The sequence below is a fragment of the Saccharopolyspora sp. ID03-671 genome (genome assembly GCF_045278815.1).
GTDB classification, from domain to species: Bacteria; Actinomycetota; Actinomycetes; order Mycobacteriales; family Pseudonocardiaceae; genus Saccharopolyspora; species Saccharopolyspora ipomoeae.
Map to the genome: position 1 here is coordinate 1,583,695 of NZ_CP134054.1, position 19,489 is coordinate 1,603,183.

General features: G+C 69.7%; 18 protein-coding genes. 13 read left to right on the forward strand and 5 right to left on the reverse strand.

Going from position 1 to position 19,489, the window contains the following annotated elements:
- Positions 1 to 2 precede the first annotated feature (2 nt).
- The 11 genes from REH65_RS07420 (at position 3) to REH65_RS07470 (ending at position 10,203) form a co-directional block, all read left to right on the forward strand.
- Positions 3 to 911, forward strand: a complete 909-nt coding sequence (locus REH65_RS07420) for a LysR family transcriptional regulator (RefSeq protein ID WP_406691825.1) — start codon at positions 3 to 5, stop codon at positions 909 to 911.
- A gap of 132 nt (positions 912 to 1,043) precedes the next feature.
- On the forward strand, positions 1,044 to 2,234 hold the full coding sequence (locus REH65_RS07425) for a CoA transferase (protein WP_281456113.1): 1,191 nt from the start codon (positions 1,044 to 1,046) through the stop codon (positions 2,232 to 2,234).
- The gene (locus tag REH65_RS07430; RefSeq protein ID WP_406691826.1) at positions 2,231 to 3,004 is read left to right on the forward strand and encodes a crotonase/enoyl-CoA hydratase family protein; all 774 of its coding nucleotides are present in this window, start codon (positions 2,231 to 2,233) and stop codon (positions 3,002 to 3,004) included. Before REH65_RS07425 ends, REH65_RS07430 begins: the two co-directional genes overlap by 4 nt.
- Positions 3,001 to 3,750, forward strand: coding sequence for an acetoacetate decarboxylase (locus tag REH65_RS07435; protein ID WP_406691827.1), 750 nt, complete (start codon positions 3,001 to 3,003; stop codon positions 3,748 to 3,750). Before REH65_RS07430 ends, REH65_RS07435 begins: the two co-directional genes overlap by 4 nt.
- Entirely contained in the window at positions 3,747 to 4,703 is a 957-nt protein-coding gene (locus REH65_RS07440) for a 3-hydroxyacyl-CoA dehydrogenase NAD-binding domain-containing protein (RefSeq protein ID WP_406691828.1), read from the forward strand. Before REH65_RS07435 ends, REH65_RS07440 begins: the two co-directional genes overlap by 4 nt.
- 12 nt (positions 4,704 to 4,715) lie before the next feature.
- Positions 4,716 to 5,900 (forward strand): acyl-CoA dehydrogenase family protein, encoded by a 1,185-nt coding sequence (locus tag REH65_RS07445; RefSeq protein WP_406691829.1) that lies wholly within the window; start codon positions 4,716 to 4,718, stop codon positions 5,898 to 5,900.
- 658 nt (positions 5,901 to 6,558) lie between these two features.
- Positions 6,559 to 8,154 (forward strand): ATP-binding protein, encoded by a 1,596-nt coding sequence (locus REH65_RS07450; RefSeq protein WP_406691830.1) that lies wholly within the window; start codon positions 6,559 to 6,561, stop codon positions 8,152 to 8,154.
- A gap of 77 nt (positions 8,155 to 8,231) precedes the next feature.
- Entirely contained in the window at positions 8,232 to 8,672 is a 441-nt protein-coding gene (locus tag REH65_RS07455; protein WP_093416013.1) for a roadblock/LC7 domain-containing protein, read from the forward strand.
- 2 nt (positions 8,673 to 8,674) lie between these two features.
- The gene (locus tag REH65_RS07460) at positions 8,675 to 9,034 is read left to right on the forward strand and encodes a DUF742 domain-containing protein (RefSeq protein ID WP_281456119.1); all 360 of its coding nucleotides are present in this window, start codon (positions 8,675 to 8,677) and stop codon (positions 9,032 to 9,034) included.
- Positions 9,015 to 9,587 carry an ATP/GTP-binding protein gene (locus REH65_RS07465; protein ID WP_093416016.1) on the forward strand — a complete coding sequence of 191 codons (573 nt, stop codon included), beginning with the start codon at positions 9,015 to 9,017 and terminating at the stop codon, positions 9,585 to 9,587. Before REH65_RS07460 ends, REH65_RS07465 begins: the two co-directional genes overlap by 20 nt.
- A gap of 55 nt (positions 9,588 to 9,642) precedes the next feature.
- The gene (locus REH65_RS07470; protein WP_281456120.1) at positions 9,643 to 10,203 is read left to right on the forward strand and encodes a GAF domain-containing protein; all 561 of its coding nucleotides are present in this window, start codon (positions 9,643 to 9,645) and stop codon (positions 10,201 to 10,203) included.
- A 68-nt stretch (positions 10,204 to 10,271) separates the two neighbouring features.
- Here the strand turns inward: REH65_RS07470 and REH65_RS07475 are convergent, their stop codons facing one another.
- On the reverse strand, positions 10,272 to 12,005 hold the full coding sequence (locus tag REH65_RS07475) for an acyl-CoA dehydrogenase family protein (RefSeq protein WP_406691831.1): 1,734 nt from the start codon (positions 12,003 to 12,005) through the stop codon (positions 10,272 to 10,274).
- Positions 12,006 to 12,542: 537 nt separating this feature from the next.
- Positions 12,543 to 14,714: an excinuclease ABC subunit UvrB gene (gene uvrB, locus REH65_RS07480; protein WP_281456121.1), complete on the reverse strand. Its 2,172-nt coding sequence runs from the start codon at positions 14,712 to 14,714 to the stop codon at positions 12,543 to 12,545.
- Positions 14,715 to 14,950: 236 nt separating this feature from the next.
- On the opposite strand from uvrB, the gene REH65_RS07485 reads away from it, so the two are divergent.
- Both REH65_RS07485 and REH65_RS07490 read left to right on the forward strand, forming a co-directional pair.
- Positions 14,951 to 15,547 (forward strand): DUF402 domain-containing protein, encoded by a 597-nt coding sequence (locus REH65_RS07485; protein WP_406691832.1) that lies wholly within the window; start codon positions 14,951 to 14,953, stop codon positions 15,545 to 15,547.
- Between the two features lie 143 nt (positions 15,548 to 15,690).
- Positions 15,691 to 16,161 (forward strand): hypothetical protein, encoded by a 471-nt coding sequence (locus REH65_RS07490; protein ID WP_406691833.1) that lies wholly within the window; start codon positions 15,691 to 15,693, stop codon positions 16,159 to 16,161.
- 144 nt (positions 16,162 to 16,305) lie between these two features.
- Here REH65_RS07490 and REH65_RS07495 read toward each other — a convergent pair whose 3' ends face one another.
- The 3 genes from REH65_RS07495 to coaE all read right to left on the reverse strand — a co-directional run bounded on the left by REH65_RS07495 (position 16,306) and on the right by coaE (position 19,458).
- Positions 16,306 to 16,959 (reverse strand): response regulator, encoded by a 654-nt coding sequence (locus REH65_RS07495; RefSeq protein ID WP_406691834.1) that lies wholly within the window; start codon positions 16,957 to 16,959, stop codon positions 16,306 to 16,308.
- A complete protein-coding gene (locus tag REH65_RS07500) occupies positions 16,956 to 18,113 on the reverse strand; it encodes a sensor histidine kinase (RefSeq protein ID WP_406691835.1) in 1,158 nt (385 codons plus the stop codon). The genes REH65_RS07495 and REH65_RS07500 overlap by 4 nt, the downstream gene beginning before the upstream one ends.
- A 157-nt stretch (positions 18,114 to 18,270) precedes the next feature.
- A complete protein-coding gene (gene coaE / locus REH65_RS07505) occupies positions 18,271 to 19,458 on the reverse strand; it encodes a dephospho-CoA kinase (RefSeq protein WP_406691836.1) in 1,188 nt (395 codons plus the stop codon).
- Positions 19,459 to 19,489 lie beyond the last annotated feature (31 nt).

The following is a 19,489-nucleotide window of genomic DNA, read 5'->3' on the forward strand; positions in this document are numbered from 1 at the left end:
CGATGGAGATCTTTCATCTGCGGTACTTCGTGGCCGTGGCGGAGAAGCTGAGCTTCTCGGGGGCCGCGCGGTCGTTGCACATGGCGACCTCACCGCTGAGCCAGCGGATCCGGGACCTCGAACGGGAGCTCGGGGTGGTGCTGTTCGAGCGCGACTCGCACCACGTGCAGCTGACCGACGCCGGCAGCTCCCTGCTCCCGATCGCGCGGGAGGCGCTGAGCCGCTTCGACGACGTGCCGTGGCGACTGCGGGAGGCGATCGGGCGCACCCGCCCGGTCGTGTACCTCGGGGTGCCGCCCGGGTTGCACTCGACGCTGCGGGAGCGGCTGACCGGCTTCACCCGCCGCTGCGCCGAGGTGTGCGACCTCAAGCGCTGGCCCGGCGGCAGCCGCGAGCTGCTGCTCGGCGTGCAGCGCGGTGAGCTGGCGATGGCGCTGGTGCACCTGCCGGTGCACGCCGAGGGCATCGAGGTCGCCGAGCTGATGCGCGAGCCGCTGGGCGCGGTGCTGCCCGCGCCCGACTTCGCCGGCCGCGAATCGGTGTCGCTGCACGAGCTGGTGGGCCTGACCTACGTGCGCCCGGCCGCGCGGATGCTGCCGGACTACTGGGACGAGCTGGAGGCGCGGCTGAGCGCCGCCGGAATACACCGCAGGATGACTCTGGACACCGGTGATTACGGCAGCACGGCGGAGGTCATCGCCAACGGAGGCGCATTCGCGATTTCGATGCTGGATCCGAGAAGCGGAATGCAGAAACTGCGTGACGACAGCATCACCGTGCTGCCCATCCAGGACTTCTCCCCCAGTCTCGCAACCGGCCTGATTTGGCGTCAGGACCGCACAGAAGTGCAGCTCGACCTGCAGGAACTCATCGACGAAGCGAAGCAATTCCTGGCCGATCCGGTGGCGTGACCGCTGCGGTCACGCCATTGTTCGCGATACGGTTCCACTGATCAATTGAACACCGCTCCACTGCGGACCTAACGTTGTTAGCGAAGCAAACAAGTCGATTCGGGATGCATTCCCGACGCACTAGGAGTGGTGATGACAACCCCCGCCGACAACGCCTCCGGCCCGCTGGCCGGCGTGCGCGTCATCGACATGGCGACAGTGGTCATGGGACCGTACGCGGCCCAGATCCTCGGCGATCTCGGCGCCGACGTGATCAAGATCGAGTCGCCGAAGGACACCGCGCGGATCGGCCCCATTCACCGCACCCCCGGCATGACGCCGCTGGCGATGAACGTCAACCGCAACAAGCGCAGCGTCGCGCTCAACCTCAAGGACGCCGACGACGCCCAGCGCGCCCGCGACCTCATCGGCAGCGCCGACATCCTCATCACCAACATGCGGATCAACGCGCTGCGCAGGCTCGGCATGGACTACGAGAGCCTCGCCGCCGACAACCCGCACCTGATCTACACCCACGCCCAGGGGTTCCGCCCGGACTCCGACCGCGCCGAGCTCGCCGCCTACGACGAGACCGTGCAGGCCGCCTCCGGACTGCTCGACGTCGCCCAGCGCGCCGGGGACATCGGCAAGCCCGTGGTGCTGCCGAGCATCTTCGGCGACAAGGTCGCCGCGCTGACCATCGTCTACTCCGCGCTGGCCGCCCTGGTGCACCAGCGCGCGACCGGGCAGGGCCAGCTGGTCGAGGTCCCGATGGCCGACACGATGCTGGCGTTCAACCTGGTCGAGCACCTGCAAGGCCGGATCTACGAGCCGCCGATGACCGACACCGGGTTCCCGCTGTCGATGAACGTCGGCCACCGCGCCCGTCCCACCAAGGACGGCTACGCGATGATCATGCCCTACTCGCCGAAGAACTTCCGCGACCTGTTCGCCGCCGCCGGGCGCCCCGACCTGGCCGAGGACCCGCGCATCGCCGGCGACTACATCGACACACGACGGGACGGCACCGCGCTGGTCGAGCTCATGGAGTCGGTGACGCCGAACCTGACCACGGACGAGTGGCTCCGCGTCTGCACCGAGTGCAGCATCCCGGTCGGCCCGGTCCTGCGCCTCGACGAAGCCGCCGACGACCCCTACGTGCGGGAAGGCCACCTGCTCGACGTCGCCGAGCACCCCACCGAGGGCACCTACCGCCAGGTGGGCGTGCCGATGCAGTTCTCGGCCACCCCGGCCTCGATCCGGCTGCACCCCCCGATCCCCGGCCAGGACACCGACGACGTCTTCGCCGAGCTCGACGAGCACAACGAGGGAGAAGCGGCATGAGCACCCCGAACACGGCCGTGCGGACCGAGACCCGCGGCACCGTCCTGATCATCACCCTCAACCGTCCCGAGGCGCGCAACGCGGTCAACGCCGACGTCGCGCACGGCATCGCCGCCGCCGTCGACGAGCTCGACGCGAACCCGGAGCTGCGAGTCGGCGTGCTCACCGGCGCGGCCGGCACCTTCAGCGCGGGCATGGACCTCAAGGCCGCCGCCCGCGGCGAATCGCCCAGCGTCGGCGACCGCGGCTTCGCCGGGATCACCGAGTTCGACAGCGCCAAGCCGCTGATCGCCGCCGTGGAGGGCTTCGCGATGGGCGGCGGTTTCGAGCTCGCCCTGGCCTGCGACCTGGTGGTGGCGGCCTCCGGCGCGTCCTTCGCTCTGCCCGAGGTCAAGCGCGGGCTCATCGCCGGGGGCGGCGGCGCGATCCGGCTGCCCAAGCGCATCCCGCACCACCTGGCGATGGAACTGCTGCTGACCGGCCGCACCATCGCCGCCGACCGCGCCGCCGAGCTGGGCCTGGTCAACCGGGTCGCCGACGACGGCGCCGCGCTGCGGGCGGCGCTGGAGCTGGCCGAGGAGCTGACCGCCAACGCGCCGCTGGCGCTGGCCGCGGTCAAGCAGGTCGTCCGGCACTCCGACCGGCTGCCCGAGCCGGAGGCGTTCACCGCCCAGCGCCGCGAGATCCGCGGGCTCTACGAGTCGGCCGACTTCGCCGAAGGCGTCCGGGCCTTCACCGAGAAGCGAGCACCGGAGTGGACGGGACGATGAACAGCGAAGAGATCCTGCGCCGGGTGGCGACACCGCTGACCTCCCCGGCATACGCACCGGCGGTCGCGCGGTTCACCGACCGCGAGTACCTCAACGTCGTCTACCGCACCGACCCCGAGGCGCTGCGGGCCGCGGTTCCCGAGCCCCTGGAGTTCGACGAGCCGCTGGTGCGCTTCGAGATCATGAACATGGGCGAGGTCACCGCGTACGGGCCCTACGTCGAGGCCGGTCAGGCCATCCCGGTGCGCTTCGGCGAGGAGCGCGGCGAGTACCTGCACGCGATGTACCTGAACAACTTCCCCGCCACCGCCGCAGGCCGCGAGGCCAGCGCCTACCCGAAGGTGATGGGCGAACCGGCGCTCAAGGTCGACCACGCCGCGCTGGTCGGGACGCTGGACTACGGCTCGGAGCGGATCGCCACGGCGACCATGGGCTACAAGTGGTTCCCGATGGATCTCGCGGCCGCCGAGGCCGAGATCACCGTGCCCACGTTCATGCTCAAGCTCGTCCCGGGCTACGACCACCGGCCGCGGATCGCCGAGCTGGTGCGCACCCGCATCACCGACATCACCGTCAAGCAGGCCTTCACCGGTCCCGCGCGGTTGCAGCTGTTCGAGCACGCGCTGGCGCCGCTGGCCGACCTGCCGGTGCGCGAGGTCGTCTCGGCCAGCCACATCGTCACCGATCTCACGCTGTCGGGAGTCGAGCCCGTGCACGACTACCTGGCGGAGAGGAAGCAGTCATGAATCCGAAGTGGACGGACGTCGCGGTGGTCGGCGCCGGGACCATCGGCCTGGCCTGGGCGGCGCTGTTCGCGCACGCCGGGCTGCGGGTCCGGGTGACCGATCCGCGCGACGACCTCGACGCCGCCATCGACGAGGCGCTGCCGATGCTCGCCGAGAGCATCCCGGGCGCCGAGGTCGCGGTGCTGCGCGGCCGCATCGAGGCGACCGACGACCTCGCCAAGGCCGTCGAGAACGCTCAGCTGGTGCAGGAGAACGGCCCGGAGCGGGTGGAGTTCAAGCAGGAGCTGTTCGCGGAGATCGCCCGGCACGCCCCGGCCGAGGCGATCCTGGCCTCCTCCAGCTCCGGGATCGTGGCCTCGGCCATCGCCGCCGAGCTGCCCGAGGAGGTGGCCGCGCGGCTGCTGATCGCCCACCCGTTCAACCCGCCGCAGGTGGTGCCACTGGTGGAGATCGTGCCCGGCACGACCGCCGAGGACGTCGTGCAGGAGGCCATCGCCTTCTACCGCGACCTGGGCAAGACCCCGGTGCGCATCCACAAGGAGGTCTCCGGGTTCGTCGCGAACCGGCTGCAGAGCGCCCTGATGCGGGAGTCGATCTCGCTGGTGCAGCAGGGCGTGGTGTCGGCCGCGGAGCTCGACACCGTGATGAAGGCGTCGCTGGGCGGCCGCTACGCGACCATCGGCCCGTTCGAGAGCTTCCACCTCGGCGGCGGGCCCGGCGGCATCCGGCACATGATGGCCCACCTCGGCGTGGGCATGGCGGACCGCTGGGCCGAGCTGGGCCGTCCGACGCTCGACGAGAGCACCATCGCCTCGATCGTCGAGCAGACCGAGTCCGCCTACGGCGCGGGCCCCGAGGCCTACCAGGAACGCGCACGACTGCGCGACCGCAAGCACAACGCGCTCAACGACGCCCTCTCCGGCGTCGAAGCCGGCGCGACCGAATCGATCTGACGAGGAACGACGATGCCCAAGCCCGTGATCACCAACCCCGACTTCTTCGGTTTCTACGACCTGCTCGGCGAATCCGAGCGCACCGAGCTCGCCGAGATCCGCGAGTACCTGGAGCGCGAGGTCAAGCCGCTGGCCAACCGCGCGTGGGACACCTCGGAGTTCCCCTTCGAGGTCGTCGAGAAGTTCGCCAAGCTGCGCCTGGCCTCCTACCAGTTCCCCGAGCACGGCGACGGCGTGCGGCGCAGCCCGCTGTTCACCGGATTCCTGAGCCTGGAGCTCAACCGGATCGACCCGTCCCTGGCGGTGTTCTCCGGCGTCCACACCGGACTCGCGATGGGCAGCATCTACCACGGCGGTGACCAGGAACAACGCGACCGCTGGATCCCGGACATGGTGGAGATGAACCGGATCGGCGCGTTCGCGCTGACCGAGCCCGAGGGCGGCTCCGACGTCGCCGGCGGGATGCGCACCACCGCCCGCAAGGAGGGCGACACGTGGGTGCTCAACGGTTCCAAGCGCTGGATCGGCAATGGCACCTTCGCCGACCTGGTCGTGGTGTGGGCCCGCGACGAGGCCGACGGCAACGTCAAGGGCTTCGTGGTGGAGAAGGGCGCTCCCGGCTTCACCGCCACCAAGATCGAGGGCAAGATCGCGCTGCGCACGGTGCAGAACGCCGACATCACCCTCACCGACGTCCGGGTGCCGGAGGCCAACCGGCTGCAGCAGGTCAACAGCTTCCGCGACACCGCGAAGGTGCTGGCCATGACCCGAGGCGGCGTCGCCTGGCAGGCGCTGGGAGTGGCGGTGCGCGCCTACGAGCTGGCCCGCGAGTACGCGGTGGAGCGCGTGCAGTTCGGCAAGCCGATCGGCGGCTTCCAGATGATCCAGGACCTGCTGGTCAAGATGCTGGGCAACATCACCGCCATGTTCGGCGTCGTGGTGCGGCTCAACGAACTGGTGGCGCAGGGCTCCGGAAGCGCCGAGCAGGCCGCGCTGGCCAAGGCCTTCACCACCACCAAGATGCGCGAGGTCGTGGCCTGGGCCCGGGAGCTGTTCGGCGGCAACGGGATCGTGCTGGACTACGAGGTCGCCAAGTTCTTCGCCGACGCCGAAGCGGTCTACTCCTTCGAGGGCTCCCGCGAGATGAACACCCTCATCGTCGGCAAGGCCATCACCGGCCTCAGCGCCTTCGCGTGAGGAACCTGATTCCGCACTCGTTCTGCGCAGCGGTGCAGGTAGCGGAACCTGAGCGGCCCTCCGGGTCCGGGCGCCACTCCTGATGTATGCCAATACACGGCGTCCCGGCGTCCTCCCCGGAGAACCGCTCAGAACCCGCGGCGGTGCCGGCTGCGAGGTTGGGCTTCACGCCTCGCGGCTGCGCCGCTCGCCCGCGTCCCCGACGCACGATCCGACAAGGGCCCGAACGTGACCCGTTCGGGTACTTGCGCTCAAATCCTTCCGATCTCAACAAAAATTTCACACGACCCGCGAGAACGGGCCGCTCGCCTCGATTTCCGAGGTGAGCGGCCCGTCTGCCGCTCGGCGGCCGCGCAGTCCATCCGCTCAATGGCCGCATCATTGGGCGGAAAGGCCCAATTCACCGGCCGGACGCACTATCATCACGCCGAGTGATACTTTTGATCATTAGTGGAGCACCAGTAGTCCCCGGTGACGCCCCCGACGTTTCGGCCCCGAACGTTTCGGCACCGCGGTGCCCGTCACCGACACCCCCGTACCAAGGACGCTGATGTCTGAAAGCCCCTTACCCGCGAGCCCATCCGACCGAGCACCCGAAGCCCCTCCCCACAACGATCTTCGGGCGAAGCTGTTGCGGCTGGTCGTGGCGTCCCTGGCCGTGACAGCGCTGCTCGGAAGCGCTGCGGCGGTCACGCTCGTCCTCGTCCCGCCGCCCGAAGTGCGCTACACCGTGCTCGCCGTGGCGATCGTCGCCTGCATCGCCGTCGTGATCGTCGGGTTCCTGCGCGCGAACGCCCTCGCCGACGAGATCGACCGCCGGATCCACGAATCCGGTCACGACGCCCAGGTCAGGCTGCAGGAATCGCTGCGCCACTCCCACCAGTGGATCGAGTCGCTGCGCGGCACCGTCGCCCAGGGCTCCCGCGAGCTCCCGCAGCTGGTCGAGCAGATCCAGGCCGGCCAGCAGCCCGCGCCCAAGTGGCCCACCAGCGAGCCCGTCACCGGCAACCCCTACGAGCTGCTCGCCCACGAGCTCCGGCAGGCCCAGATGGCCGTCGAGTTCGCGCTGGTGCGCATGCGGAGCGAGCCCTCGCAGGCCAACATCGACCCCAGCGTCGCGGTCTTCGCCAACCTCGCCCGGCGCGTGCAGTCCCTGGCCCACCGCGCCATCCAGCGGCTCGACGAGCTCGAGCAGCAGGTCGAGGACCCGGACCTGCTCAAGGGCCTGTTCGCGGTGGACCACCTGGTCACCGGCGTGCGCAGGCAGGCCGAATCGCTGGCCGTGCTCGGCGGTTCGATGCCGCGGCGGCAGTGGAGCAAGCCGGTCGCGATGTACACCGTGCTGCGCTCGGCGGTCGCCGAGGTCGAGCACTACGCCCGCGTCAAGGTGATCCCGCCGGTCGACGGCACGCTGCACGGCCACGCCGTCGCCGACGTCATCCACCTCATCGCCGAGCTGGTGGAGAACGCCACCGCCTTCTCCGAGCCCGACACGCAGGTGAGCATCAACAGCCAGATCGTCACCGCGGGCCTGGCCATCGACATCCGCGACCGCGGCCTGGGCATCGACCAGCGCAACCGGGTCACGCTCAACGGGCTGCTCACCAACCCCGACGAGGTCGACCGCGACGCCCAGCTCCGCGACGGCCGCATCGGCCTGTACGTGGTCGCCCAGCTCGCGCACCGGCACCACATCGGCGTGGAGCTGGAGAACAACATGTACGGCGGCACCGACGCGCACGTGGTCATCCCCAACAACCTGCTGGGCGAGACCGACGTCGAGCCCGACGACTCGGCCGCGCAGAGCTCCGCCAGCGTGCTGTCGACGAGCGAGCCCGGCAGCAACGGCCACGACTCGCGCACCTCGGTGATGCCGACGCCGCAGACGTTCAACAACGGTCGGCACACCGGCCAGCAGCCCGCCTACGCCACCGGCCCGCAGCCGGCGGTCCGGGAGGAGCTGCCGACCCGGCAGCCGTCCCAGCGCGGCCGCCACGCCGGCGTCGTGCCCGAGGCCGCCCCGGCGGCTTCCGCTCCCCCCGTCGCGTCCGGTCCCACGGGCGCCGACAACGCCGAGCGGCCCGCGCTCCCGAGGCGCGACCGCACCCGCAGCTACCTGGTCCCGCAGCTCGCCGAAGGTACCGCCGCACCCGAGGAGACCAAGCCGCAGGGCGGGCCCAGCCCGAGCCTGTACGCCTCGTTCCGCTCCGGTGTCCAGGGCGGCGTCTCGGACGACAGACCGGACCAGGGCTGACCTCCGCTTCACACATCCCCTCCCCCGCCCAAGATCTGCCCCGGCAGTGAGAAGAGAGTCAGGAGACGTTTTCCACCATGGCCAATGACGCAGCGGGCTCGTCGTCCGACCTGAGTTGGCTACTCGCCGACCTGCTCCGACGAGTCCCGCACACCCGCTGTGCCCTGCTCGCCTCCACCGACGGAATCAAGCGGTACTACCGAGGCCTGGACAACGACGAGGCCGACGCGCTCGCCGCGTGGGCCGCCGCGCAGTGCTCGCTGGCCCGCAACGGCGGCCGCCGGTTCGGCATGAACGGCGGTGGTGTGCGCCAGGTCGTCGTGGAGTTCAACGACCTCGTCGTGTTCGTCTCCGCCGCCGGTAGCGGCGCCGTGCTGGTCGTGCTGGCCACGCCGGAAGCGGACGCCGCTGTGCTCGGCTACGAGATCGCTCAGCTCGTCAAGCGGGTCCCCTCCCACCTGGCTACCCCCATGCGGCAGCCCACCGCCGCGCGGAGCGCCGGTGAGATGGGCAGGTGAGCATGCCCGGCCCATCGGACAAGCCGTGGCTGGACAACGAGGCCGGCCCGCTGCTGCGCCCGTACTCGCTGACCAACGGGCGGACCGAACCGAGCGAACCGCTGTCGCTGCAGTCGCTGGTCCGGTCCACCGGTCGGTTCTCACCGGATCGCATCGAGCCGGTTCACGCCAAGATGCTGAACCTGTGCCGGCACGCCACCTCGGTCGCCGAGGTCGCTGCTCACCTGCGGCAGCCCGCCGTAGTCACCAAAGTTCTGCTCTCCGATCTCATCGACTGGGGAGCTCTGACCACCCACGCACCCGCCGACGTGCCGAAGCGCGATCAACTGGAGGCTTTGCTGAATGGGCTCCAACAGCTCTGAGCCATTCCCGACCTCGTTCAAGTTCCTCATAGCGGGTGGGTTCGGAGTCGGGAAGACCACGTTCATCCATTCGGTCAGCGAGATCGAGCCGCTGACCACGGAGGAGACGCTCACCGTCGCCAGCGTCGGGCACGACGACCTGACCGGCGTGGGCGACAAGACCACGACCACCGTGGCGATGGACTTCGGTCGAATCACGTTCAACCCGCAGAACATCGTGCTGTTCCTGTTCGGCACCCCGGGTCAGGACCGGTTCTGGTTCATGTGGGACGACCTGGTGGACGGCGCCCTGGGCGCGGTCGTGCTGGCCGACACGCGTCGGTTGGAGGACTGCTTCGCTGCCGTGGAGTTCTTCGAACGCCGCGGCATCGATTTCCTGGTCGCGGTCAACCAGTTCGAGAACAGCTTCCGCTACCAACCCGAGGAGGTACGGCAAGCACTGGACATCAAACCGCACATCCCCGTCGTGCTCTGCGACGCGCGCGATCGCCGCTCCTCGGCATCGGTGCTGGTGCAGCTGATCGAGCACGTGCTGGAGACCCGCGCCTTATGACCCCCGTCCCGAATCCGCCCCACTCCCCCGGATTCCTCTGAAATCGGAGCCTCTCGTGACGACTTTCGATGCTGCCGGACACCGGCACCTCAGCCCCGTCGACTCGCACGCGTCCGAGCGCGCCGCGCGGCTGCGCCAGCTCGGCCTGGGCGAAGCCGCCGATCCCGAGTTCGACGCGTTCGCCCAGCGCGTGGCCCAGACCCTCGGCGTGCCGAACGCGATGGTCAACTTCATCACCGACACCCACCAGTACCTGGGCGGTCTGTTCACCAAGGCCGCCGGGATGGAAGACCCGAACTCCGATTCCGACCCGCGGTCGGCGCCGATGGAGACGGGCTACTGCCCGCACGTCATCGCCCGCCGGATGGCGCTGGTCCTCGAAGACGTCTGCGACTACCCGCGCTTCGCGGGCAACGACGTCGTGGACAAGATGAACGTCCGCTCCTACCTGGGCGCTCCGCTGATCGACCGCACCGGCATGGCGCTGGGCACGGTCTGCGTCATCGACAGCGAGGTGCGCCCGTGGGGGCGCGACGGCCTCAACGCCATCAAGGCGCTGGCCGGTGAGGGCGTGGAGCTCATCCACCGCCGCGAACGCGACCTCCAGGCGGGCTGAGGCCCCACCTGCGCCGAGGGGGCGGGACCGCGCACGGCGGTCCCGCCCCCTCGGTGCTTCTGATGGCCTCAGCCGCGGCGCAGCAGCAGGTCCAGGTCGTGCTGGATGCCGGGGCGGCGCTGTTCGACGTTGCCGATGCTGGACTCGAAATCGCCGATGTGCCGGGCGAGTTCGTCCGCGGTGGGCAGCTCGACGAACGGCCTGCTCTCCTCGGCGGAGCGCAGCTTGCCGGCCAGCTGCTGCTCGCTCCAGGACGCCGTGTGCGCGTGCATCGACGAGCGGGTGCGGCCCTCGGCGGTGAGCGCCGACAGGATCGCCCAGCAGGCGAGCTCACCGATCTGACCTGCCAGGATGTGCCGCTGCTGGCCACCGGTGGTCGTGGTGGTGGTCAGCTTGTCGACGCGGTCGACGTACTCGGCCAGCGCCGGGTCCAGGTCGAACTCGTCGAAGATCGACAGGAACTGCTGCGGCTGCTTGAGCACCATCGAGCCCAGGTAGACCGTGATGGCCTCGGTGGTTCCCTCGAAGATCCGGAACAGCCGGTAGTCGCGGTAGAACTGGCCGACGACGTTGGTGTCGACGAACCCTCGGGCTCCCAGCAGCTGCACGCAGCGGTCCACGACCTGCCACATCAGCTCGCAGCCCAGGATCTTTGCCGCGAAGTAGAACGGCTCGGGCACCTCGCGCCCGGAGTCGAGCCGGTCGGCGATGTGCTCGACCAGCATCTCCACCGCCTGCGTGGCCGCCACCGATTCGGCGATGATCTGCTGGATCCGGCCGTTCTCGGCGAGGTTGCCGGTGGCGACCTCGCGGCGACGGGCGAAGCGCTGGGTCATCTCCAGCGCCCGCATCGCCGCGCCGAGCGCGCCGGTGGCCAGCATCAACCGGCCCTGGGTGAACGCGGTCTTGGCCGCGACCAGGCCCTTGCCCTCCTCACCGAGCAGGCTCTCGGCCGGGACGTGCAGGTTCTCCAGGCTGAGGCTGTTCTGCGGCACGGCCTTGAGCCCGAGGGTGACGACCTCGGGACCGCGCACGAAACCCGGGGTCGAGGTGTCGACGAGGAACCCGGTGATCCCGGCGTCCTGGCCGTTCTCGTCGGTCAGCCGCGCGAAGAGGTTCACGTGGTGGGCGTCGTTGCCCAGCGAGATCCACTGCTTGCCGCCGTTGATGACGTAGGACCCGTCGGGCCGCTTGGTGGCCGTGCTGGTGATCGCCCGGACGTTCGATCCCATGCTCGGCTCGCTGACCGCGCTGGTCACCAGCCGCCGTCCCTGCGCCAGTTCGGGCAGCACGGCCGCGCGCACCTCCTCGCGCGCGAAGTGCTGGACCGGCGGCACGCCGAGGGTGTTGTGCACGGCGAGCAGGATGAGCAGGTTGCAGTCGATCGCGCCCGCCTGGCGCCACACCTTGATGGTGTCGGAATGCGGGAGTTCCTGACCTCGGTAGCGCTTCGGGACCTGCAGGCCGAACAGCCCGGCCTGGGCGAGATCGGGGATCAGCGACAAATGGAAACCGCGCCGTTCGTCCATTCGTCGAGAGTCGAGCTGCTCCCTGCTGTATCTGCGCAGGAAATCGAGCAGCTCCGACACCGCTCCGGGGCGTGCGGAACCGGTAGTGGGCGACTCCATTCCGATTGATCCTTCCTGGAAAGGCTCTCGCGAGGGGGTTCGCGAACGGGTCGTTCTGGGCGCGAGTGAAACGACGAACCGGCCGCGCGCTGAGAATTCAGCGCGGGTGGATAACCGCGTTCGCCATCTCATTCGTGCCGCTGAGCGGAAAAGGCGACCCCAGCCTTCGGGCATGCGCGGTCACCGGCGTGAGCAGTGGGGATGCCACGTCGTGCGTGCGGCGTCGCTCGACCGGGGAGAGGGGAATGGCGTGCCGTCAGCATTGCGGATGTCGGGGTTGCCTGGTCCTGCCGGGTCCACGCCGTGCGGGCTCGTCCTCGGGTCGGATCCCGCAGGTCCTCGTGGGGAACGAGGTCGTGACCTTCAGGCCGGGATCCATCTCGAGAACTCCGTTTCTTGCACAAGCCCGCAGCGTCCACGTGAGCACAGCAGGAGTGGGAAATTACCCTAACTCACCATACCGGGGTACCACCTTTTCGGTGAGCCAACTGACGGACTGTAATCGTGGCTGGTCGGCTCGAAGCGGAACCCTGTGAGCAATTCGACGAAACGGTTGAGCGGATTCTCAGCAAACGCGGTCCTCTGTGGACCAGAACGGGAATTGTCCGAGGTCAGAGCGAGAACTCGGCAGTAAGGACGAACTCCGTTCAGGTACTCATGAGTAGGGCGGCGCGAAAGGCGAGACCTTGATCACCTTCCGCGCCCGCGCGCTCACTCGATGCCCGCGGCGTCCATCCCGCGGATCTCCTTCTTCAGGTCCGCGATCTCGTCGCGCAGCCGCGCCGCGAGCTCGAACTGCAGCTCCCGCGCGGCGTTCATCATCTGATCGTTGAGCTGCTGCACCAGATCGGCCATCTCGGCCCGCGGCATCGACGAGATGTCGCGCTCCTCCAGCAGCCCCGCGCTGGCCACGGCCTCGCCAGAAGGCTTCTTGCCGCGCGAGGTGTTGCGGCCCGAACCACCCACCGAGACCGTCTCGTCGGTGTCATCGGCCTCGCTGTAGACCCGGTCGAGGATGTCGGCGATCTTCTTGCGCAGCGGCTGCGGATCGATGCCGCGCTCTTCGTTGTAGGCGATCTGCTTGGCACGACGCCGGTTGGTCTCGTCGATGGCGTGCTGCATCGAGTCGGTGACCCGGTCGGCGTACATGTGCACCTGACCCGAGACGTTGCGCGCCGCACGACCGATGGTCTGAACCAAAGACGTTCCGGAGCGCAGGAATCCCTCCTTGTCGGCGTCCAGGATGGACACCAGCGAGACCTCCGGCAGATCCAGACCTTCGCGCAGCAGGTTGATGCCGATCAGCACGTCGTACTCGCCGAGCCGCAGCTGCCGCAGCAGCTCCACCCGGCGCAGCGTGTCGACCTCGGAGTGCAGGTACCTCACCCGCACGCCCAGTTCCAGCAGGTAGTCCGTGAGGTCCTCGGCCATCTTCTTGGTCAGCGTCGTCACCAGCACCCGCTCGTCGCGCTCGGCGCGCTCGCGGATCTCGTGCACCAGGTCGTCGATCTGCCCCTCGGTGGGCTTGACGATGACCTCGGGGTCGACCAGGCCGGTCGGGCGGATGACCTGCTCGACGAACTCGCCGCCGGCCTGCGCCATCTCGTACGGGCCGGGCGTGGCCGACAGGTAGACGGTCTGGCCGATGCGGTCGGAGAACTCCTCGAAGGTCAGCGGCCGGTTGTCCAGCGCGCTGGGCAGCCGGAAGCCGTGCTCGACCAGCGTGCGCTTGCGGGAGGCGTCGCCCTCGTACATGCCGCCGATCTGCGGGATCGTCACGTGCGACTCGTCGACGATGAGCAGGAAGTCGTCCGGGAAGTAGTCGATCAGCGTCGCCGGGGCCGATCCGGCCTCGCGGCCGTCGATGTGCCGCGAGTAGTTCTCGATCCCGGAGCAGAAGCCGACCTGGCGCATCATCTCGATGTCGTACTGGGTGCGCATCCGCAGCCGCTGGGCCTCCAGCAGCTTGTTCTGCTTCTCCATCCGGTCGAGCTGCTCCTCCAGCTCGCCCTCGATGGCGCGGATCGCCTTGTCCATCCGCTCGGGGCCCGCCACGTAGTGGGTGGCCGGGAAGATCCGCAGGTCCTGGACCTCGCGGACGATCTCGCCGGTCATCGGGTGCAGGTAGTAGAGCCTGTCGATCTCGTCGCCGAAGAACTCCACCCGCACCGCCAGCTCCTCGTAGGCGGGGATGATCTCGACGGTGTCGCCGCGCACCCGGAAGGTGCCGCGGGCGAAGGCGATGTCGTTCCGCGTGTACTGCACGTCCACCAGCGCGCGCAGGAAGACGTCGCGGTCGATCTCGCCGCCGACCTCCAGCGGGATCGCGCGGTCGAGGTAGGACTGCGGCGTGCCCAGGCCGTAGATGCAGGACACGGACGACACCACGATGCAGTCGCGGCGCGAGAGCAGGTTCGAGGTGGCGGAGTGGCGCAGCCGCTCGACGTCCTCGTTGATCGAGGAGTCCTTCTCGATGTAGGTGTCCGTCTGCGGGACGTAGGCCTCGGGCTGGTAGTAGTCGTAGTAGCTGACGAAGTACTCCACGGCGTTGTCCGGGAAGAACCCGCGCAGCTCGTTGGCCATCTGCGCGGCCAGCGTCTTGTTCGGCTGCAGCACCAGCGTGGGCCGCTGGACCCGCTCGATCAGCCAGGCCGTCGTCGCCGACTTGCCGGTACCGGTGGCGCCGAGCAGGACCACGTCCTTCTCGCCGCTGTTGATCCGCCGCTCCAGGTCCTGGATCGCCTCGGGCTGGTCGCCGGCCGGCTCGTAGTCGCTGACCACGCGGAAGCGCCCGTCGGCGCGCGGGATGTCGCTGACGGGTCGGAACTCGGAGTGCGCCAGCACGGAGTCGTCGAGTGCGGGGCGCTCAGTCGCGAAAGCCACGGGACCCAGCGTACGAGCCCCCACCGACATCATGTCGCCTCACGGGGGGCTTCATGTCGCCTCCCGGGGTCTTATCGGACTCGCGGGGGTGCTTTCCGGCCGCTGAAGGCGGACAATGGTCTGCGTCACCGGCCCCGACCGATGGGAGGTGACCTGCGAACAGTGGTAGAGAGATCAGCGGGCGCGGCGGGCTTCGAACGTCGCGCCCGCCTCATGCGCGAGCTTAGAGTGTCGGTGTGACCACTCAGCGGGAGATCGCCGAGCACCTGGGACTGCCCGTGCACCCGCCGAAGACCGAGGTCTTCGACCTGGCGGAGGGCACCAACACCGACCCCAAGGGCCACGTCCGCACCGTGAGCCGCTTCCGCCGCGAGCCCTTCGGGCTCTACCTCGCCCGGCCGATGCCCGGGCACCCCGAGCTCGCCGCGCTGGAGTCGTGGCTGCTGCCCGCTCTCGGGCTGCGCGTCTCCCGATTCCACCGCCATCCGGGCCACGAGCGCGACCTCGATTACTACCTGGATCTGGTCGACGTCCGAACGGGTGAAAAGCAATGGCGAACCGTCGACCACTACCTGGATCTGGAAGTGCGCCAGAACCGCGACGCGGAACTGCTCGACATCGATGAATTCGTCCTCGCGGTGCGCGCGGAACTGCTCGATCCGGAAACGGCGGAACGCGCGATGCGACGCGCGTGCGCGGCCCTGGAGGGACTCGCGCGCTGCGGCTACGACCTGCCGAAGTGGTTGCGCGACAACGACATCGAACTGTCGTGGGACGGACAACCGACTCAAGATCCCGTACCCGAGCCACGTCCGCTACCGCCATCGGAGTGATGGTCGGAGACATTTCGTCCGTTCTCGCCCGCCGTGGTCGTCCGGTGCGGAAAAGTTATGTTAAAAACCGGTACTGATGATCACGTTTCCACTTTTCGCCGCTACTCTCTGACGCTGTGAGCGCTGCGGTTTCCCCCACATTGATGGAAGTCATCGATCTCTTCAGCTCGCAGCGCAGACGCCCGACCGGCCAGGTGCACCGGCTGGAGGTCTGTCACGTGGAGCGGTGGGGTCTGGCCGTGGAGTGCCCGACCCCGGACCACGACGTGGAGATCACCTGGCTGCTGGCCGACCTGGGTCTGCGCCTGACGCGGCTGCGACCCCGCAACCGGCACTCCCGCCCCGGCCCGAGCACGCTCACCGCGGTCACCATCCACCGCGACACCCGATCCTGGGCCACCGCTGACCTGCTGCTGAGCCTGGAAGTCCCCGACGCCGGGCGGCCGCGCATCGCCCGCGCCGCCGAGTTCGCCTCCGCCGTGGCCGCCGGCGCCATCCGCCAGAGCGAGGCCGACTACGCCTTCCGCACGGTCCACCGCACGCTCGACGAGATCAGCATGCACCGCTCGATCAACCAGTGGCTCGCCTACAGGGGCATCTTCGACCCCTGGTGACCCCACCCGCCCCGGGGGTTCCGATTTCAATGGAAGTCGGGTCCCCGATTTCCGTTGAAATCCGACACCTGATTTCCATTGAAATCGGGAACACCGAGGCGCGCGGGGGCTCGACCGGGGGCGTTTATCCAGGTCACGGGTGGGTCAGGGTTGTTGGGGGCGGCCGTCGAGGCGGATGAGCCGGCGTTCGACGGCGGCGTTGACCGCGGCCATGCGGCTGTCGACGCCGAGCTTGGCGTAGATGTGCACCAGGTGGGTCTTGACCGTCGCCTCGCTGATGAACAGCTGCTTGGCCAGATCCCGGTTCCCCAAGCCCTGCGCGAGCAGCTCCAGGATCTCGACCTCGCGGTCGCTCAGCGCCTGCTCCGGGGACCGGCTGCGCTGCAGCAGGCGCGAGGCGATCTCCGGCGACAGGGCCGTCTGCCCGCGCGCGGCGGCGCGGATCGCTTGGAACAGCTCCTCCGGCGGCCCGGCCTTGAGCAGGTAGCCGGTGGCGCCCGCGTCGATCGCGCGGTTGATGTCGGTGTCGGCGTCGTAGGTGGTCAGCACCAGCACCTGCGGCGGGTTCTCCAGTGCCCGCAGCCTGCGGGTCGCCTCGACCCCGTCCACACCATCCCCCAGCTGCAGGTCCATCAGCACCACGTCGGGGCGGTAGGCACCGGCCAGCTGCACCGCCTCGACCGCGGTGCGCGCCTCGCCGACGAACTCGACGCCCTCGTCACCGGCGAGCAGCGCCTGCAGCCCGGCGCGCACCACGACGTGGTCGTCGACCACCATCACGCGCACGTGCTCCGTCATGACACACCTCCCACCGGCAGGGTCGCCGCCACCGCCGTGCCCTCGCCAGATCCGCTCTCCACCGCCAGCGTGCCGCCCCGCTGCTCGACCCGCGCGCGCATGCCGCCGAGCCCGAACCCGCGTCCCGCACCGTGCGGCGGGTTCGCCGGGTCGAAGCCGGTCCCGTCGTCGCGGACGTCGAGGCTGACCTCGTCGTCGAGGTAGGACAGCGTCACGCCGACCGTGCGGGCTCCGCTGTGCTCGCGCACGTTGGCCAGCGCGCCCTGCGCGACCCGCAGCAGCACCGCGTCGTCGTCCTCGCGGGTGGGCAGCGGGTCGCCGACGACGTCGAAGCGCACCTCGATGCCGGATTCCGCGACGGTGCGGTCGGCCAGCGCCCGCAGCGCCTCCGGCAGCGATCTCCGCTCCAGCGCCGCCGGGGTCAGCCCGCGCACGAACCGGCGGGCCTCCTCCAGGTTGTGCTCGGCGATCTCGCCCGCGCGCCGCACGTTGGCGTCGGCGTTGCCGGACCGCTCGGCGGCCTGCAGCAGCATCCGGATGCTCGACAGGCCCTGGGCGATGGTGTCGTGGATCTCGCGGGCCAGCCGCTCGCGCTCGGAGCTGATGCCCGCCCGGTGCTCGGCCTCGGCCAGCTCACCTCGGGTGCGCACCAGCTGGTCGATGAGTTCGCGGCGGCGTTCGCTCTCCCGCCGCAGCTCCAGGAACACCGCGGTGGCCATCGTCGCGACCGCGATCGGCACCAGGACCGAGATGAGCTGGACGTACTCCGCGAGCCGCAGCTGCGCGAAGATGACCGTCGCGGTCAGCAACACGACCGCGATGACCAGCGGTTTCGGCTTCAGCACCCGCAGGCAGACGAAGAACAGCGGCACCGCGCACCAGCCGAAGCTTGGCGCCACCAGCACCAGCGCGCACCACACGACCACGACCGCGCCGACCCACACCTGCCGCAGGTGCGCGCTGCGCTCCCAGAACGCGATCCCGACGCCGTAGACGACGATCAGCGCCACCGACAGGCCCAGCACCCAGGGCGTGATGCCGACCAGCCCGTGCACGTCGACGAAGCGCGACGCCGACGCCGCCAGCAGCACGAAGAACCCCACGTGCATCGCGCGGTACAACCACCCGCCGGGCGGCGTCGTCTCGTCGGTCACCGAATCCCTCTCCCTCACCCCGAAGGCTGACACGTCCTCCACGAATACGTCGCCCGCCCCACCGAGCCATCAACTGATCGGTTGATCCCGCCCCCACACCACGTCGAAAACCCCGGTTTTCGCGCGATGAAAACCGGGGTTTTTGACGCGGGGGTGGTCAGGGGGCGTGGTTGGTGGAGTCCGCCCAGGCGAGGGCTTTGGGGAGGTTGTCGGCGAACCAGGGTTCCTTGGCGAGGGCGTAGGACTCGTGGTTCGGGGCGTCGGCGTGGGTTTCGGCGAGTCGGCGCTTGAGGGCGAGGTAGTTCTCGCGGGCCGCCGGGTCGGCGCGGAGCCAGGCCGGGAAGATCAGGGCGACCCGCCACGACGCCGTGCCCTCGACCCGGACGTGCAGGTTGGCCGGGCGGCCGGGGTCGGCGGCGATGTGCAGGCGCTTGGCCCACTGCTCGGGTTCCGGGGCGAAGTCGTGCGGTGCGTCGACGTCGCCGCCGGGCAGGTACGGGAACCCGGCCTCGGCGAGCGCGTCCGCGAGCGCGTCGGCGTCGGCGAGGGTGCGGACGGTGAGCTGCAGGTCGATGACGTCCTTGGCGGGCATCGGCACGGAGGTCGAGCCGACGTGGTCGACGCGGACCGCGCGCTCCCCCGCCGCCCGCTCGACGCGGGCGATCAACCGCCGGGCCTGGGCGGCCCACTCCGGGTCCGGGTCGACGATCGACGGGCCGAACCGCGCGGCCCGCTGCCGAAGCCGCAGGTTCTCCTCGAAGGGCACCAACCGGTCCCGCCACAGCTCGTCGACGCGGGCCAGCAGGTCCTCGACGTCACCGCCGTTGTCCAGCCACACGTCGGCGACCTCGCGGCGCTGCTCGTCGGTGGCCTGCGCGGCGATCCGGGCGCGGGCGTCCTGCTCGGCCAGGCCGCGGCCGACGAGCCGCTGCACCCGGACGTCCTCGGTGGCGTCCACGATGATCACCAGGTGGTAGTTCGGCGCGTAGCCCGCTTCCACGAGCAGCGGGATGTCGTGCACCAGCACGGAATCCGCCGGCGCCTCGGCCATCCGGCGCGCGGTCAGCTCCGCGACCTTGGGGTGCACGATCGCGTTGAGGTCGAGCCGCGACTGCTCGTCGGCGAACGCCTTCGCCGCCAGGGCGGGCCGGTCCAGCGCCCCGGTGTCGTCGAGGATCCCGTCCCCGAACCGCTCGACGAGCTCGGCCAGCCCGGCGCTGCCGGGTTCGACGACCTCCCGCGACAGGGCGTCGGCGTCGATCACCACCGCGCCGAGCTCGGCCAGCCGCCGCGCCACCGTCGACTTGCCCGATCCGATGCCTCCGGTCAAACCCACCCGCAACATGCGCTACATCCTGCCAGGCGCGGGGGCTCCT